The sequence below is a fragment of the Virgibacillus salarius genome (assembly GCF_039521925.1).
GTDB classification, from domain to species: domain Bacteria; phylum Bacillota; class Bacilli; order Bacillales; family Amphibacillaceae; genus Virgibacillus; species Virgibacillus salarius.
Genome location: NZ_BAAACY010000111.1, coordinates 1 through 17,794, shown reverse-complemented (window position 1 = coordinate 17,794; position 17,794 = coordinate 1). Strand labels below are relative to the sequence as shown.

At 37.0% G+C, this 17,794-nt stretch carries 13 protein-coding genes; 10 read left to right on the top strand and 3 right to left on the bottom strand.

What is annotated here, in order from left to right:
• Nucleotides 1-379: 379 nt before the first annotated feature.
• Entirely contained in the window at nt 380-1,543 is a 1,164-nt protein-coding gene (locus ABDZ84_RS14645) for an acyl-CoA dehydrogenase family protein (RefSeq protein WP_026680103.1), read from the bottom strand.
• Nucleotides 1,544-1,857: 314 nt separating this feature from the next.
• On the opposite strand from ABDZ84_RS14645, the gene ABDZ84_RS14640 reads away from it, so the two are divergent.
• From ABDZ84_RS14640 to asnB, 6 genes are all read left to right on the top strand, one after another.
• On the top strand, nt 1,858-2,883 hold the full coding sequence (locus tag ABDZ84_RS14640) for an ABC transporter ATP-binding protein (RefSeq protein ID WP_026680102.1): 1,026 nt from the start codon (nt 1,858-1,860) through the stop codon (nt 2,881-2,883).
• The gene (locus ABDZ84_RS14635) at nt 2,880-3,875 is read left to right on the top strand and encodes an ABC transporter ATP-binding protein (RefSeq protein WP_026680101.1); all 996 of its coding nucleotides are present in this window, start codon (nt 2,880-2,882) and stop codon (nt 3,873-3,875) included. Before ABDZ84_RS14640 ends, ABDZ84_RS14635 begins: the two co-directional genes overlap by 4 nt.
• Before the next feature lie 27 nt (nt 3,876-3,902).
• A complete protein-coding gene (gene opp4A / locus ABDZ84_RS14630) occupies nt 3,903-5,624 on the top strand; it encodes an oligopeptide ABC transporter substrate-binding protein (RefSeq protein ID WP_026680100.1) in 1,722 nt (573 codons plus the stop codon).
• Nucleotides 5,625-5,666: 42 nt separating this feature from the next.
• The gene (gene opp4B / locus ABDZ84_RS14625; protein WP_121605750.1) at nt 5,667-6,632 is read left to right on the top strand and encodes an oligopeptide ABC transporter permease; all 966 of its coding nucleotides are present in this window, start codon (nt 5,667-5,669) and stop codon (nt 6,630-6,632) included.
• Between the two features lie 16 nt (nt 6,633-6,648).
• On the top strand, nt 6,649-7,542 hold the full coding sequence (gene opp4C / locus ABDZ84_RS14620; RefSeq protein ID WP_026680098.1) for an oligopeptide ABC transporter permease: 894 nt from the start codon (nt 6,649-6,651) through the stop codon (nt 7,540-7,542).
• 111 nt (nt 7,543-7,653) lie between these two features.
• Nucleotides 7,654-9,501, top strand: coding sequence for an asparagine synthase (glutamine-hydrolyzing) (gene asnB, locus ABDZ84_RS14615; protein ID WP_343782032.1), 1,848 nt, complete (start codon nt 7,654-7,656; stop codon nt 9,499-9,501).
• A 493-nt stretch (nt 9,502-9,994) separates the two neighbouring features.
• Here the strand turns inward: asnB and ABDZ84_RS14610 are convergent, their stop codons facing one another.
• Nucleotides 9,995-10,453, bottom strand: a complete 459-nt coding sequence (locus ABDZ84_RS14610) for a PTS sugar transporter subunit IIA (protein ID WP_308036020.1) — start codon at nt 10,451-10,453, stop codon at nt 9,995-9,997.
• A 192-nt stretch (nt 10,454-10,645) separates the two neighbouring features.
• On the opposite strand from ABDZ84_RS14610, the gene ABDZ84_RS14605 reads away from it, so the two are divergent.
• Together ABDZ84_RS14605 and ABDZ84_RS14600 are read left to right on the top strand one after the other, a co-directional pair.
• Nucleotides 10,646-12,187 (top strand): PTS transporter subunit EIIC, encoded by a 1,542-nt coding sequence (locus tag ABDZ84_RS14605; RefSeq protein WP_026680095.1) that lies wholly within the window; start codon nt 10,646-10,648, stop codon nt 12,185-12,187.
• Nucleotides 12,187-12,876: an N-acetylmannosamine-6-phosphate 2-epimerase gene (locus tag ABDZ84_RS14600; RefSeq protein WP_026680094.1), complete on the top strand. Its 690-nt coding sequence runs from the start codon at nt 12,187-12,189 to the stop codon at nt 12,874-12,876. The genes ABDZ84_RS14605 and ABDZ84_RS14600 overlap by 1 nt, the downstream gene beginning before the upstream one ends.
• Before the next feature lie 29 nt (nt 12,877-12,905).
• Here the strand turns inward: ABDZ84_RS14600 and ABDZ84_RS14595 are convergent, their stop codons facing one another.
• Entirely contained in the window at nt 12,906-13,715 is an 810-nt protein-coding gene (locus tag ABDZ84_RS14595; RefSeq protein ID WP_026680093.1) for a MurR/RpiR family transcriptional regulator, read from the bottom strand.
• A gap of 231 nt (nt 13,716-13,946) precedes the next feature.
• Here ABDZ84_RS14595 and ABDZ84_RS14590 point away from each other — a divergent pair, with 231 nt between their 5' ends.
• Both ABDZ84_RS14590 and ABDZ84_RS14585 read left to right on the top strand, forming a co-directional pair.
• Nucleotides 13,947-16,310 (top strand): penicillin acylase family protein, encoded by a 2,364-nt coding sequence (locus ABDZ84_RS14590; RefSeq protein WP_034678540.1) that lies wholly within the window; start codon nt 13,947-13,949, stop codon nt 16,308-16,310.
• 587 nt (nt 16,311-16,897) lie between these two features.
• Complete coding sequence (locus tag ABDZ84_RS14585; protein WP_026680091.1) at nt 16,898-17,728, top strand: MIP/aquaporin family protein; 831 nt, start codon at nt 16,898-16,900, stop codon at nt 17,726-17,728.
• Nucleotides 17,729-17,794: the final 66 nt, after the last annotated feature.

The window sequence follows — 17,794 nt, the reverse complement described above, 5'->3', positions numbered from 1 at the left end:
TAAAAAAACTTAAAAATCATCAAGGAACAACTCTATGCATTTTTAAAAACAGCAATTATGAAATTGATTCAATTAGCTAGAATTTAAGTTTTTATTTCGAACAACAAACTAGTATCACATATCTACAAGTGAAAGCTAAATTGTTTTAAATGGTTCATTTTCTATACGTAGTAGTCTGTTATGAAGTCGTTGAAAACTAGAAAAGATTGCCTCACATCTAGCCTAGAAGGTCAAGAGAGGGGCAATCTTTTCATGTATCTCGTAAATTGCTATAAGCGTGGCATAGAAATAGTTTATCTAAAAATAGAAAAACAGAAGCTCTGAAAGAATCGTAAAATAAACATGTTCTTTGCTAGTGTACGAATGACTTTTAAAATAATTATAGGTTGTTTCTAAATTCGCTTATACTTTTTGATGCTAATTGTATAATGGTCATATCATCCATTGGTGGATTATGCAATCCAGCACGAACATCTCTATAGTATCGTTGAAGTGGGTTACTGCTAGATAGGCTACGCGCTCCGTTAATTCGCATCGCTAAATCAACTACTTCAATGGCTTTATTAACAACGGATAGTTTTACTGCGCCTAACAGAGGTTTCATTTCTGAGCGCTGATCTATCGTAGCATGGTCCCATTTTTCTGATACACCATAGAGAAAGTATTCGCTTTCCATTAATAGAAGTTCCATTTCTCCTAGTTTTTGCTGTACGTTTGGTAAGTCGGAGATGGTCCCCTTAATGCTATTTGGAGAGTAGCTAGAAGCAAATTGTAGGGCAGTTTCCTGGGCTGCTCTAGCAATACCTAAATAACATGCAGGAATATGGAGCAGCCAACCAGCTGCTGGTTTTTTCTCTGATGAAAGCTCCTCGACAAAATCGCTGTCGTCCAATTTCACTTGATCTAAAACTAGGTCGTGACTTCCTGTACCTTTCATCGCAATAGAGTCCCAAGTCTCATCAATAGATACACCGTCACGTTCGCGTTCTACTAAAAAATTCCCTGTCTTATCCGTTCCCTTTATAGAAGCACTTACTATAAAATATGAAAGCACTGGTGCTAATGTTGTAAATGTTTTTCTTCCATTAACAAGCCAGCCGTCATTGGTTCGTTCTGCTGTAGTTTCTGGTCGCCCACCCCTAGTAGGACTACCAGTGGCTCGTTCAGACGCTGCATTATTTAATAATGCACTATTTGTCAATACATCTTTCATAACGGATTCATACTTTTGAGGTTCCCAAGCGTCTGTTTCTCCTAAATGCTTCGTAATTCCCATATGCCAACCTATTCCTAAAGCCGTTGAGCCATCCATTTTAGCAATGATTTCTTGCATCTTGAGCATTTCAGTTAGTGAAATGCCTAATCCTCCATACTTTTTTGGAATGGTTAGTGAAGGGTAGCCAATTTCTTTTAAATCGCGGAAGTTTTCGAAAGGAAATACATCATCCTTATCCAGTTGGTATGCACGCTCAGCAAACACGCTTACCTTATCTTGTAAGATTGCTACCCTTTCCTCTGCCGTTTTAAAATCTGCAAGCTTCATTATAATGCCTCCTCATGTTTTCTTGCCTGGAACTGCCTTTACATTGTACAGTTCCGTTAAAATTCATGGGCTATTTTCACTTATTAGCATTCAATGGTTGATTTTTGTGCTTATCTTTATTATTCCATTAATCAAAACATCCTGTAAAGCAATCAGAATAGTAAGGATTTAGAAAGGAAGCTTCCATTTACTATTAGATATAAACGAAAATAAAGAAAGGTAATATTATTTAAATTTTTAAATAATATATATCATAGTCAACTATTACAATTACGTTACATTTCCATAACAGCAAAAAGGGGGCAATATCATTGATGAAAAATAATAAAACACTACTAGAAATAAAAAATTTACATACTGGTTTTTCAATTAATGGACAAATATATCATGCTGTTGATGATGTGAGCTTTGAGATTCAAGAGAAGGAAGTTATTTGTGTTGTTGGTGAATCTGGCTGTGGAAAGAGTGTGATGTCCTTATCCATTATGCAATTACTTCCGCAAGAAAATGCAAAAATTACAAAAGGAGAAATAAGGTTTAATGGGATGCCATTAACAAATAAAACGGATAAAGAGATGAATAACGTCCGCGGAAAAGAAATAAGTATGATCTTCCAAGAGCCTATGACAGCGCTTAATCCGGTTTTTACAATTGGTTCACAAATACAAGAGGTACTACATAATCACTTAGATATCTCTAAACAAGCAGCACGTAAAAAATCGATTGCATTGATGAAGCAGGTTGGAATTTCTAGACCAGAGAAGGTAGTAGATGAATATCCCCATCAATTATCTGGGGGAATGAGACAGCGTGTGATGATAGCGATCGCCATTGCTTTAAATCCGAAATTATTGATAGCTGATGAACCTACAACTGCGCTAGATGTAACTGTTCAAGCACAAATATTAGAATTGCTTACATCCATTCAGCAAGAAGCGAATACAGCAATTATGTTAATTACACATGATTTAGGAGTTGTAGCTGAGATGGCAGATAGCGTAATGGTTATGTATGCAGGGCAGATTGTAGAAACGAGTACTACAGTAGAATTATTTTCTAGCCCAAAACACCCTTATACAGAAGCCTTATTACATAGCATTCCTAAAATGGAAGAAGATGTTGAACGTCTCCATACAATTGGAGGAATAGTGCCTTCGTTAACGAGTATGCCGCAAGTCGGCTGTCGATTTCGTGACAGATGTCCAAAGGCTTTTGCGGATTGTAGGTCTATAACACCAAAGCTCGCTCCTGTAGGTGATGGTCATTTGGCCAGATGTCTCCTTTATCATTCATGCTATCCAAAGCAGCATAGAACAGCAGAGGAGGCAGTTGAAAAATGAAGGAGCTAAAAAAAATAGAAGAGGACTATGAACTACTGCGAGTCAAGAATCTAAAAAAATATTATCCAATTCATGGAGGATTCTTTAAACGGAAGATTGGTGATGTAAAAGCGGTTGACAGAATCTCCTTAACATTAAAGAAAGGCGAGACTTTTGGGCTTGTAGGTGAATCAGGCTGCGGAAAATCAACTGCTGGTAGGACCATACTACGTTTGACAAATGCAACAGACGGCGAAATTATTTTTGATAACCAAGATATTACAAGGTTAAGAGGTAGAAAGCTTAGAGAAGTTCGTCGGCATTTTCAAATGGTTTTTCAGGACCCTTATGCATCCCTAAATCCCAAAATGATGGTTGGTCATATTGTTGATGAGCCAATACGGAACTATAGTTCGAACAATCACCGTGACATACGGCCAAAAGTGAAACAACTTTTAAATAAGGTTGGCCTTCGGGAAGAAGATTATTATAAATATCCCCATGAGTTTTCTGGAGGCCAAAGACAGCGAATAGGTATTGCTAGAGCATTGGCTTTAAATCCAAAATTAATTGTAGCAGATGAACCAGTCAGTGCATTGGACGTTTCCATTCAATCACAGGTTTTAAATTTATTAAAGGATATCCAAGAAGAATTTGATCTAACTTATCTTTTTATTGCGCATGATCTAAGTGTTGTGAAACATATGAGTGATCGAATCGGTGTTATGTATTTAGGGAATTTAGTAGAAGTAGCTACAAAACAAGACATGTATAAAAATCCAATGCATCCCTATACACAAGCGTTAACGTCAGCTATACCTAATCCGAATCCACTTCGTAGAAAGGAGCGAATTATCTTAAAAGGAGATGTACCTAGCCCCCAACATCCGCCAAGTGGTTGTGTTTTCCATACACGTTGTCCAATGGCGATGGAGGCCTGCAAAAAGGTAGTTCCTGAATTGAAGGAGGTGAGGCCGAATCATCAGGTCGCATGTCTTTTATATGATAGATAGACTTTCTTATTTTAGGGGGGAGCTAATTTGAAGAAATATTGGTTTTCATTCATGTTATTGCTTATGTTAACAATGTTATTAGTGGCTTGTTCAGAAGAGGAGGGCGATAAGGAAAAGGAAAATAATGAGACGCAATCGGAGGAAGGGGATAAGGAAGAAGCTACAGGTCCAGTTGATGGTGGGACATTAGTTTATGCACTTGATTCGGCTCCTGAGGGATTATTCAACATTAATTTCTATGGAATAGCAGTTGATGCCGAGGTGATCGATTTTTTAGATGATGGATTAATTACGTATGATGAGGAACTAAAACCACAACCAAATGTGGCGGATTGGAAAACAGAAGATAATCAGCATTATACATTTACCTTCCAAAAAGGGGTGAAGTGGCATAACGGCGAAGAATTAACTGTACATGATTGGGTTTTTGCGATAGAAACACTAGCACACCCTGATTATGATGGACCACGATATACTAATGTCCAAACCATAAAGGGTGTACCAGAATTTAAAGCCGGAGAAGCTGATGAAATCGAGGGAATACATGTAGTCAATGATTATGAAATCGAGATTACATTTGATAAAGCTCGTGTTAATAACCTAGAAAACTTGTGGACATATCCTCTCTCTAGAAAGGAATTTGAGGGTATTCCAGTAGCCGAAATGTCGGAATCTCCGCAAGTGCGTCAAAAACCTATCGGAATTGGACCTTTTAAAGTAAAAGAGATTATTCCTGGTGAATCTATTCAGTTTGAGGCGTTTGACGATTATTGGCAAGGGAAGCCTCATTTAGATAGTATCGTGTTAAAAGTTATTGACCCAAGCTTAGTAGTTGGCGAGCTGGAGAATAATCAATTGGATATGACAGCTTTTCACCCAAGTAATTTTGAGTCTATTCAAGCACTTGATAATACGGATGTAATAAGAGCACCAGGACTCTCTTATTACTATGTTGGGTTTCGATTAGGAACGTGGGATGGAGAAAAAAATGTCATGGATTATGAGAAGTATCATGATAAGCAGCTTCGGAAGGCGATGGCTTATGCTATTGATCGGGAGTCGTGGATTAACGAATTTTTCTTTGGTTTAGGTCAGCCTGTAAATCGACCAATTCCAACTGCTCACTGGATTTCAGCGGATGATTCTGATGTAACAGTGTACAATTATGACCCTGAAAAGGCAAAGGAATTATTAGATGAGGCAGGATATGTGGATGTAAATGACGATGGTATTCGAGAAGATCCAAATGGTGAAGAATTTAAAGTCAAGTTCAGTCATTATGCTACACAGAATCCGACGTTTGAAGCTCGTGCAAAAGCACTAACACAATATTGGAATGATGTCGGATTAGCTACAAAGTTAGAAATGCCAGAAGCGAACCTTTATTATGAGCAACTTGAAGAAGCAGATGAATCTATGGAAGTATTCTTTGGAGGATGGAGTACGGGGACAGATCCAGATCCGACAGCCTTATGGGGCAGTGACCAATTATGGAATTACCCACGTTGGGTAAACGAAAAAAATGATCAATTGCTTGCAGATGCAATTGATATCAATGTAGTGGGTCAAGATCAAGAGAAAAGAAAGCAAATCTATATGGAATGGCAAAAAAATGTAAGTGAAGAAGTTCCAATGATAACGATTGCTGAATTGGAAGAGGTAATGGCTGTTAATACAAGAGTACAAGGTGTTGAGATGGATGTATCAGGATTAAATAGTTCCCATGAATGGTGGATTAAACCTAACTAAAGGCTAGATTTTTAATCTGTAATAGATAAGGAGTATGGCACTATGTGGAAGTATTGCTTAAGAAGAATATTAGGTATGATTCCAATGTTGTTCCTTATCTCCATTGTGGTATTTACCCTGGCAAAAATGATGCCAGGGGATGCCCTCTCTGGAGAAATAGATCCGCTTAATACAGATCCAGTTTATATTGAAGATATGAGAGAAAAGCTTGGGTATAATGATCCGTATCATATCCAATATGGTCGTTGGATTTCTGATTTTATTCAGGGTGACTTTGGTCGTTCAGTACGTTATAAAATGCCGGTATCAGATTTAATAGGTGAAAAATTAGAAAATACTATTTTTTTAGGAATAAGCGCATTAATTATTACGTATTTCCTATCCTTTACGATGGGGATTTTCGCTGGTAGGAAACCTTATACAATAGGTGATCATATTATTGGTGCTGCTAATTATTTTGGAATGGCAATTCCATCGTTTGTTGCCGGAGTGTTTGCTATTTATTTCTTTTCTTTTCATTTAGGTATATTTCCTTCCAATGGTTCTGTTGACATAACCTTACAAAATGGAACAATGGAATACTGGCTTAGTAAACTACATCATGTTATTTTACCTGCACTCGTTTTAGGATTATTGAGTACTGCGAGCTATACACAATTTTTACGAAATGACATTATTGAAAATAGCCGAAAGGATTTTGTACGGACCGCGCGTGCTAAGGGAACAAGTAATAGAAAAATCTATCATGTACATATTTTGAGGAATTCTATTATTCCGCTCATCACGTTTTTAGGTTTTGATATTGTTTCCTTAGTTAGTGGTGCTATCATAACCGAAACTATTTTTACCTATCCTGGAATAGGACAACTATTTGTACAATCTGTTCAAACGAATGACTATGCGGTATTAATGGCATTAACAATGATGTTTTCATGTTTAGTTTTAGTTGGTAATTTAGTAGCAGATATTCTATATGGAGTCGTCGATCCAAGAATTCGATTAGATTAGGAGGGGGGAGTTTGTCATGATCAATTCTCCAAAGCATTTGAAATATAGTAAGAAAATGTCACCATGGGCAATGGCAAGAAAGAAATTTATGAAAAATAAACTTGCTATGGTAAGCACATGCTTCTTATTGTTTGTGATTGTTATTTCTTTTCTTGCACCTTATATAACTACTACGGATATAACTAGAGTTAATATTGGTGAAACTTCGTTACCACCCTCCTCCGATCACTGGTTAGGTACTGATAAGAGTGGAAGAGATGTATACACACGTTTACTTTACGGTGGAAGGGTTTCTTTAATGGTAGGCATATCCGTTACTTTCATTGTTATAAGTTTTGGTTCTTTAATTGGATCTATTGCAGGCTACTTCGGTGGTGTCGTTGATAACCTACTTATGCGCTTTACAGATTTTGTCCTGAATTTTCCTTTTCTAGTATTCGTTATTGTATTAAATGCAATATTATTTGGTACAGTTTCTGGCGTATGGGTGTTAATTATTGTTATTAGCCTTCTAAGCTGGGGAGGAACAGCAAGAATTGTGCGAAGTAAAATTCTTGCTGAGAAAGAAAATGAATATATTATAGCAGCTCAATCAATCGGAACTTCATCTGCAAAGGTTATCATTCGACATTTATTACCAAATGTTATTTCGGCAATCATTGTGCAAGCAACATTATTATTTGCAGGCATGATTGCCGTTGAGGCTGCCTTGAGCTACTTAAATTTTGGAGTGCCACAAACAGTTCCTAGCTGGGGGAATATGCTTTCATCAGCTAATGAACCAGATGTACTACAAGGAAAACCATGGATTTGGATCCCACCTGCACTTGCGTTAATAGTTACGATTTTATCCATTAATTTTATTGGAGAAGGATTAAAGGACGCACTAAATCCAAAGTCCACGAGGTGATTGTTTTTCTTGAGAAAAACTTATCCATAACGGAAGTTTTGTAATTGTCAATTATGAATTTGCATATAATGGCTAGGTAAATGTAAAGCATCAAGAGAGGGGGACATCATTTTGTGTGGAATTACAGGTTATATCGATTGGCAAAAAGACGTTAGAGAAGATAGCGAAATGCTTAAGAATATGACGGAAACATTGTCATTACGTGGACCAGATGAGTCAAACATATGGTTGGATCAGCACGTTGCCTTTGGACATAAGCGGCTTTCCGTTGTTGACCTCATAGGGGGGAAACAGCCGATGCAAAAAACTAAAGATAACTATTCTTACACAATTGTTTATAATGGCGAGTTATATAATACGGAGGAATTACGGCAGGAATTACGGAAAAAAGGATATGTGTTCCGTACGATGTCCGATACGGAGGTTTTGCTTACAGCTTATATCGAATGGGAAGAAGCTTGTGTTGATTACTTGAATGGAATTTATGCTTTTGGCATATGGGATGGAAAAAAGGAACAGTTATACATGGCAAGAGATCGACTTGGGGTTAAGCCATTGTTTTTTTATGAATCCGAAGGTCAGTTTATTTTTGGTTCAGAGTTAAAAGCGATACTAGCACATAACGATGTGAAATCAGAGGTTGATCTATCAGGTTTGGCGGAAGTTTTTGGATTAGGTCCATCTCGAACACCTGGGCATGGCATATTTAAAAATATGAAGGAATTACGTTCCGCGCATGCGCTTACCTTCTCAACGAATGGTTTAAACATATGGAGATACTGGAATGTAAAAAGTCAAGAACATACAGATTCTATTGAAGAAACGACACAGAAGGTAAGGGAATTATTTGTTGATGCGGTAGAACGACAGCTTGTTGCAGATGTACCTGTATCCACGTTTTTATCTGGTGGTCTAGACTCAAGTGCAATTACCGCTATTGCTTCGAACTATTTTACAAAGCAAGGAAAAGCACCGTTAACAACGTTTTCTATTGATTATGAAGGAAATGCAGACTATTTTGAAGCAAGTAAATTTCAACCTGCGATGGATCAGCCGTGGATCGATAAAATGGCGGCTACGTTTAAAACAGACCATCATGATGAGGTGATTTCTGGCCGAGAACTTGCTGATCATCTCAAGGAGTCTGTTTATTTACGTGATCAGCCGGGGATGGCAGATATTGACTCCTCCATGCTATGGTTTTGTAGGCGAATAAAGAAGCGTACAACGGTAAGTCTTTCTGGAGAATGTGCGGATGAAATTTTTGGTGGGTATCCTTGGTTCCATGATCCGACTACAGCCAGTGGAGCAGGTTTTCCATGGATGCGTTCATTAGATTCACGTATTGACCTCCTCCATCCTGAGTGGCAAGAAAAATTAAATCTAAAGGATTATGTTTTCCAACAATATCAGGAAACGATTGAAGAAACACCTCGATTGGACGGTGAATCAGAAATTGATGCACGTAGAAGAGAGTTATTCTATTTAAATATGCATTGGTTTATGGCACAACTCCTCGATCGTAAGGATCGAATGAGCATGGGAGCAAGTTTAGAAGTTCGTGTACCCTATGCAGACCATAAATTAGTAGAATATGTATGGAATATTCCATGGGATATGAAAATGCTTGAAGGAAGAGAAAAAGGTATTCTTAGGAAGGCAATGGAAGGGATTCTTCCTGATGAAGTGCTATACCGAAAGAAAAGTCCGTATCCTAAAACGTTTCAACCAGAATATACGAAGGCAGTAAAAGCCTGGATGGAGCAAATATTATCAGATAAAGATGCTCGTTTATTTGAATTTTTAAATCGTGATAAAGTAGAAGCTATTTTACAAAGCGAAGGGCGTGAATTCAAGGACCCGTGGTATGGTCAATTAATGAAAGGACCACAATTAATCGCTCATCTTTGTCAAATTGATTATTGGTTGCGAACATACGATATAACGGTAAGTGAATAAGTAATAGAGATATAAGGCTTTGTTAATGGAAAACAGCTTTCTAGAGACTGGGACAAAATAATTTTTAGCAATGTAAAACCCAAACCTTATCTGAAATATTTTAGATAGGTTTGGGTTATTATTTTGGAGATAGGTAGTTCATTCATCGCTTAGTCAACATGCTTCGCTTTCCGCGGGCACGTCTGGGCACATCTTCAGGTCGAACTTTTTGCCGTAGGATAAGGAAAGCTTCGGCAACGATACATCATACGCAGAAAAAGCGTTCTTCTTTTTCAAGGAGTCTACGTATTTTGGCTGCGCTTCGTATTAACAATTATTTTATTAAATTAGAGGCTTTGCTACTGTGGTTAACGCTTTTTCTATTAGGAACCAAAACTTTGCCTTATAGGATCTTCCATTATTCGTGCGATGGTTTCCCCAATTTATTTACTTTCTCTTCAAGTCAAGTTCAGCTTGTTGTCTAGTTAAAGTCAATCAAGCCAATTGTCAAACATTATCCTTGTTTCTCTATGGATAGAATTTCATCTTTACCTGCGGAAACAAATCGTGATTCCATTTGCGAAATTCGCTGCATATCAGCGGTATTCGTAATAATAATTGGAGTAATGGCACTTGCGGCTTTTTCTTTAATTAAGTCGACATCAAAGGAAATTAATTTCTCTCCTAATTGCACGTTATCTCCTTCTTTGACAAAAACCTTAAAGCCTTCTCCTTTTAAGCTAACAGTCTCAAGACCTATATGTATGAGGATTTCTATATTATTCACGCTTTTAAGACCAATTGCATGTTTAGTAGGAAAAACCTGTATAACCTTCGCATCCACTGGTGAAACTAATATCCCGTTACTTGGCTTAATAGCGACACCATCTCCCATCATCTTCTCAGAAAATACAGGATCTGGAACATCTGCTAACTTTATTAAATTACCATCAGTTGGAGCAACTAATTTCAATTGGCTACTCCTACTATTAAAAAGTTTTTGAAACATATAATTCCCTACCTTCTATAAAAATTCAACCACAAAATTAGCTAACTTTTTTGAAAAAGCTGTCTGTAAGCGGTAAAAAACACTTGATAAAAATAGTTTACACAATTAAAATTAAAATGTAAATTATTTTCATATCAAAGAAATGAGGTGGATCGTATGAAGAATGCTTTTTTTGAAAAGGCACAACGGTTTGGTAAGTCATTCATGCTACCAATTGCCGTTCTTCCAGCTGCTGGGCTGCTACTTGGAATAGGTGGGGCATTTAGTAATCCTGCAACCATTCAAGCATATCCAATTCTTAATCATGCATGGCTACAAGCAATTTTTACAATTATGAGCTCTGCTGGAAATATAGTTTTTGCCAACTTAGCATTAATTTTTGCGGTAGGGGTAGCTATTGGACTGGCTAGATCTGATAAAGGTACAGCTGGCCTAGCTGCAGTATTAGGTTATTTAGTTATGAATGCAACGATTAACGCAATGTTAACGATTACTGGAAAGCTAGCTGAGGAAAACCTTGCAGAAGTAGGGCAAGGAATGGTGCTTGGTATTCAATCATTGGAAACGGGTGTATTTGGTGGTGTAATTTTAGGCTTGATGACGTATTGGTTGCATCAAAAATATAATAAGGTAGAACTACCAAAATTTCTCGGATTTTTTGGAGGATCACGATTTATTCCAATTATCACTGCATTTATGTCAATTATATTAGGTGTCATCTTATTTTATGGTTGGCCAGTTATCCAATCAGGAATTTTCTCTCTCGGTGGACTTGTAGAAGTAACAGGATATATAGGTACATTTATATACGGATTCATTCTTAGACTACTTGGACCTTTTGGGTTACACCATATATTTTACATTCCATTTTGGACAACGAGTTTAGGTGGATCAATGGTTATAGATGGTTCACTGGTAGAAGGAACACAGCGGATTTTCTTTGCACAGCTCGCACAACCGGATGTCGAACAATTTTTTATTGGAACAGCTCGATTTATGGCTGGTAGACATATTACTATGATGTTTGGACTTATTGGAGCATGTTTAGCAATTTATCATACTGCAAAACCGAAGAACAAGAAGAAAGTCCTTGGTCTAATGCTATCAGCGGGGTTAACTTCTTTCTTAACCGGTATAACCGAACCGATAGAATTTTCATTTTTATTTATAGCTCCAGTTTTATATGTTATCCATGCGTTTTTTGATGGACTAGCATTTATGCTAGCACATATTTTTGAAATAACGATTGGCCAAACATTCTCGGGAGGTTTTATTGATTTCCTATTATTTGGAGTGCTGCAAGGAAATGAAAAAACAAACTGGATTATCGTTCCTATCATTGGTATAGTTTGGTTCTTCCTATATTACTTTACGTTTAAGTTTATGATTAAAAAATTTAATTATAAAACACCTGGACGTGAAGATGAAAATACAGAAACACAGACTTATACAAAAAGTGAAAGAGCAGAGGCTATTATTTCAGGATTAGGTGGAGAAGCAAATATTAAAGATGTAGATAATTGTGCTACTCGCTTAAGAGTTAGTGTATTTAAAGCGGATTTAGTGAAGAAAGACGACTTAATGAAAACTGGTGCCAAAGGTGTCGTAGCTAGCGGAAATGGTGTGCAAGTTATTTATGGCCCTGAAGTATCCACCATTAAAAATCAAGTAGAAGAAGCGTTAGGAGAAATTGAGTAATGAATGTTTTAAACCAACTAGAAAAACAATTAATTGTATCATGTCAAGCTTTAGAGGAAGAGCCACTTCATTCTTCAAAAATCATGGGAAAGATGGCTATCGCTGCTCTAGAAGGAGGTGCTAAAGGGATACGTGCTAATTCCGTAGCGGATATCTTAGAAATTAAAAGTCTGGTAGACCTTCCAGTTATAGGGATTATTAAGCAGGAGTATGCAGATAGTAACGTCTATATTACTCCTACACGAAAGGAAGCAGAGGCATTATTGGCAGCGGGAGTAGACATTATTGCAATGGATGCAACAAATCGTAAAAGACCAAAGAATGAAAAGCTAGCTGATATTATACAACTGGTGAAGTCTCAATCTGCAAATGTAACTCTCATGGCAGATATTTCTACAGTTGCAGAGGCAATTCAAGCTGAAAAGCTAGGATTCGATTGTATATCGACAACACTAGTAGGGTATACCGAGGCCACTCAAGGAGCGAATATTGCCGATGATAATTTTGCGTTATTAAAGCAAATGATTCGGTCAGTTTCAATCCCTGTAATTGCTGAAGGAAAGGTCGATACGCCATTGAAGGCGGTAAAAGCATTGGAAAATGGCGCCCATTTTGTTGTGGTGGGAAGTGCGATTACAAGGCCACAAATAATTACCAAGACTTTCACAGATGCTTTAAAAAAAGGTTAATCAAGACATAGGACCGGTAATCGCCGGCCCTATATTTTTTTATACTCATTTAAGGCATGTAATGTTAAGTCATGTTTTTCTTGTGCATCTTCTTTATGTAAGAGAAGTAGCATGCTTAATATATCTAATGAGAGTAGAATGGATAGTTGGCTATTCATAAAACCAATTTCCTGATATGTTTTTAAGTTTGAAGTATATAATATAAGGTCGGAACTGTTTGCTAATTTTGTTTTGGAAAAATTTGTAACAGCTATAATTTTTGCATTGTTTTTTTGGGCGAGCTTTACACCATCAATAACTTCCTGCGTTTTTCCTGAACTGGAAATCGCAATGACTAGATCCTCACTTGTAAGAATAGAAGCATTAATAATCATATCATGTGAGTCCGTGTGTGTATCTACTGTAAAACCCATTCTCGCCAGCCGAAGCTTTAATTCCTGTGCTGATAATCCTGAGCTCCCTAGTCCATAGATATGGATAGCTTTTGAAGAAACAATCCAATCACAAGCCGTTTCATACTTCTGTATAGATGTAAGAGAGTTTGTAGATTTAATGACGGAGTGATAAATTTGATCTACTTTCTCAACCGCATTATGAGTTTCTAAAGTTTCCTCTACGGCGTCTCTAAGTAAGATTTTAAATTCAACAAAGCTAGTTGCACCTATTTTTTTACAAAAACGGGTAATAGTAGCGATGGACACATTGATTCTATCGGCTAATTCCTGTATATGTATATTTAATAATGTTTCACTATGGTGTATTATATAATCAGCTATTTTCTTTTCTGTTTTACTTAGTGTTTGGTACTTTAGTTGAATTTCATCTAAAATTGACCTCATTTTCTACCTCCAGCATTTTTCCCCACTTCTAATATATACTAATTTTATTATATAGAAGAAATAAATAAATGAAAATATAACAATGCTTGGGAAAGGTGTTTTTCGATATTCCTCCCGTAAAAAGAGTGGCTGTAATTATTTGGAGAGAGGATAATAATCCATGCTTGGCGAATAGTATTACATAAAGGAAGGTGGTTAATAGTGGAAGAAAGAATACCTAAAGAACAACCAATGAAAAGAAAAAAAAGGAATAAGAAGAAAATTGTCTTATTTAGTTTTAGTGTGCTATTAATAGTGAGTATATTTTTATTTTTGTTTGTAAACGCATACATAAATCGGTCATTGGCTCTGGTGGAGGGGAAGATTGAGTTGCCAATGCTGAAAAAGGATGTTCTTGTACGTACGGATGATAACGGAGTTCCGCATATTCAAGCTGCTAATGAGCATGATTTATACATGGCACAGGGTTATGTACAAGCACAGCATCGTTTATTCCAAATGGAGATGTCGAGAAGACAAGCATCTGGTACATTAAGTGAAGTAGCTGGAGAGTCAGCAATAGATCATGATAAATATTTTCGTACTTTAGGTCTGCGAAGAGCAGCTACTAAGTCTTATGATGTATATAGTACTGAGGCCAAGCAGGTACTTGATGCATTTGCTGCTGGGGTCAACGCGTATTTGACAGAAGCGATAGAAACGAACAGTTTGCCTATTGAATTTACATTAATGGGCTTTAAACCGGAAAAATGGACGCCGATAGATTCACTTACAATAGGTAAATATATGGCTTTTGACTTAGGAGGACATTGGGAGCGGCAAGCGTTTAATTATTATTTATTACAGAATTATAATAAAGAAGAAGCATATGAATTATTTCCAAGCTATCCATCTGGAAAACCAGTTATTATGAATGAACAACCTGTTTCTGTTATCGATAGTTTCGAGAATGCAATTATACCTCATGCGTTTAATGGTAGTAATAATTGGGTTGTAAGCGGTGAAAAAACAGAATCAGGATTACCATTATTAGCTGATGATCCTCATTTAGGATTAGCAACACCGTCTATTTGGTTGCAAATGCATTTAGAAACGGAAAGTCAGAATGTTAGTGGCGTCATTTTTGCTGGTGTACCCGGTATCATATTAGGTCATAACGATCAGATTGCATGGGGGGTTACTAATACAGGTCCAGATGTCCAACAACTATATCTTGAAAAAAGAAACCCTGAAGATACTACAGAATTTTTATATGAGGAGGAATGGGAGCAAGCTAAAATTATTGATGAACCAATTAAAGTAAAAGATGGTGAAACGATCGATTATCAAGTAATTGAAACAAGGCATGGTCCAGTAGTTTCAGAGTTTGCTAAAGATACTGGAAAAGATAACGTATTATCATTAAAATGGACTGCTTTAGAGCCTACGACAGAATTAGAAGCAATCCTTGAAATAAACCGTGCAAATGATTGGAAATCCTTTGAACAGGGCTTAGAAAAATTTCTTGTTCCAGCTCAGAATTTTGTGTTTGCCTCAACGGATGGAACAATAGCTTATAAAGCAAATGGTAATATACCAATTTATCAGAATGGCAATGATGCTTTATTACCTCTACCTGGATGGAAGGAATCTTATGAATGGAAGGGCTATATTCCATTTGATGAGCTTCCAATTATGATCAACCCCAAAAAGGGCTATATAGCAACAGCTAATAATAAAATAACTACAGATGACTATCCGTATCATATTAGTAATGTGTGGGCACAACCTTATCGTTATGAACGAATTGCAGAAGTACTAGATGCTAGTCATTCACTGACAGTGGAAGATATGAAAGGGCTGCAAATGGATGATAAGAATTTGCAAGCAAAAGAATTTTTACCTCTTTTTTTAGAGGCTTTAAACCAATTAGAATTAACTACGCAAGAGGAAAAAGCTTTAGAAATACTTCGTAATTGGGATTATCAGGATGATTCTACTGCCGCACAACCGCTACTATTTCATTATTGGATGGATAAAATCGAAGCAATCATTTATCAGGATATTCCTGAAGAAATGATGGATTTGTTTGGCTCACGTGGCCAAACGACTGATCAATTGCTTAGAAAAGCTTTACATGGTGAGTCTACTTTTTGGATTGATGAACAAGGTGGAATGGAGCGTTTATTACAAGAATCCTTACGTAAAACGTTGAAAAAATTAAATGAGGATTATGGAAGTGATATGAAAAATTGGCAGTGGGGAGATTATCATCAAGTACAATTTGTTCATCCATTATCAGGAATTCATCCCGTCTTAGAATTTTTCTTTAATAATCAAGATCCTGTCCCTGTGGATGGAAGTGCAGTAACTCCAATGGCAGCTAGTTATGAAGAAAACGGCCTAGTTGATCATGGAGCATCATGGAGATTTGTCATCGATATGGCATCCCCGAAATCCGGGTATCATATTGTTGGCCCTGGACAATCTGGACATTTCAAAAGCGATTGGTATCATGATCAGGTGGATGACTGGGTGACAGGAAATTATCACAAAACGCAGTTAGATGATGTAAAAGGTAAAACACTAATACTGCAGTCGGTCAAAAATGACTGAGTTTTATAAACATAATTCGATAAAATAGGACAAATTTATTACCCGGGAAATAAATAAGAATTACTGTGATCAATACGATAAAATGTAAACGCAATAAAGTGAAACTTCAATCAGTGGAGAGGTGATGATCCCTCACTGATTGTTAGTACCACAAGGGTATGATTTAAAGGCCCTAGAACCAACTGGACCTTCACTGCCAGTTGTATACGGGATAAAGCTATATGGTAAATGGGTAATATTACCATGAATTGGTTAACTGGAGAAACCACAGTATATTCAGAGACAATTTTAAAATGTTGTTGACAGCGTTTCCATACTAAAGTAGAATAAAACTACAAGTTAATTATGTGGCGGAGAATAGGAGATCCACACTTTAATTGCAACTTCCTTGGGGAAAGTATGTCTATTAAAGTGTGGATCTTTTCGTGTCAATTGCTTTCTTTTATTTCTCAATCTGCATACCATGTGGTTTAGCTATTGATGAATTGCTAGTTATTTTGATGGGAGAGGTTGAATCAGCATCAGTTGGCCAAATCTTCGGTTTTCCATGATTAACTTATAGAATAATAGAATAAGGGGTGTTATACATGTCTGAATTTTTAGCAGAACTTATTGGAACAATGATATTAATTATCTTTGGTGGCGGTGTTGTTGGAGGCGTTGTTCTAAAACAAACCAAAGCTGAAGGTGCTGGCTGGGTAGTCATTACGATCGGCTGGGGACTTGCTGTAGCAATGGGGGTATACGCAGTTGGTAACTTTTCCGGAGCACATATTAACCCAGCAGTTACATTAGGATTTGCTGCGATTGGCGAATTTCCATGGTCCAAGGTTCCTTTGTATATAACGGCACAGATGATTGGAGCAATTATTGGAGCAGTAATTGTATTTTTAAATTATTTACCACATTGGAAAGAAACAAAAGATCAAGGTGCTAAGTTAGGTGTTTTTGCTACTGACCCTGCCATACGTAGTCCTTTTTCTAACTTGTTAAGTGAAATTGTTGGTACTTTTGTTCTTGTAATGGGACTTTTATTTATAGGTGCAAACGAATTCACAGAAGGCTTAAACCCTATTATTGTTGGCGCTTTAATTATTGCTATCGGTATGTCGCTTGGTGGAGCAACTGGATATGCAATTAATCCTGCGCGTGATTTAGGTCCAAGAATTGCACACGCTTTACTTCCTATACCAGGCAAAGGTGGATCTGACTGGGGATATTCCTGGATTCCAGTGCTTGGCCCAATTATCGGTGGAATTTATGGTGCGTTATTCTACAATGCTTTCTTCACAGGTAGTTTCTCGACTGGTTTTTGGATTATGAGTGTAATGATGGCTGTCATCATAATAGGTGCAGTTAGTGCGGAATTAAAGAAAAAGGAAACGCTTGCTGATAAAATGGAAAATAAAGCTATATAGGAGCATTCCTGTAATGAAGAAATTTGAGGGTTGAACAAAAAAGAGCCCCCTTGGTATAGTACAGGG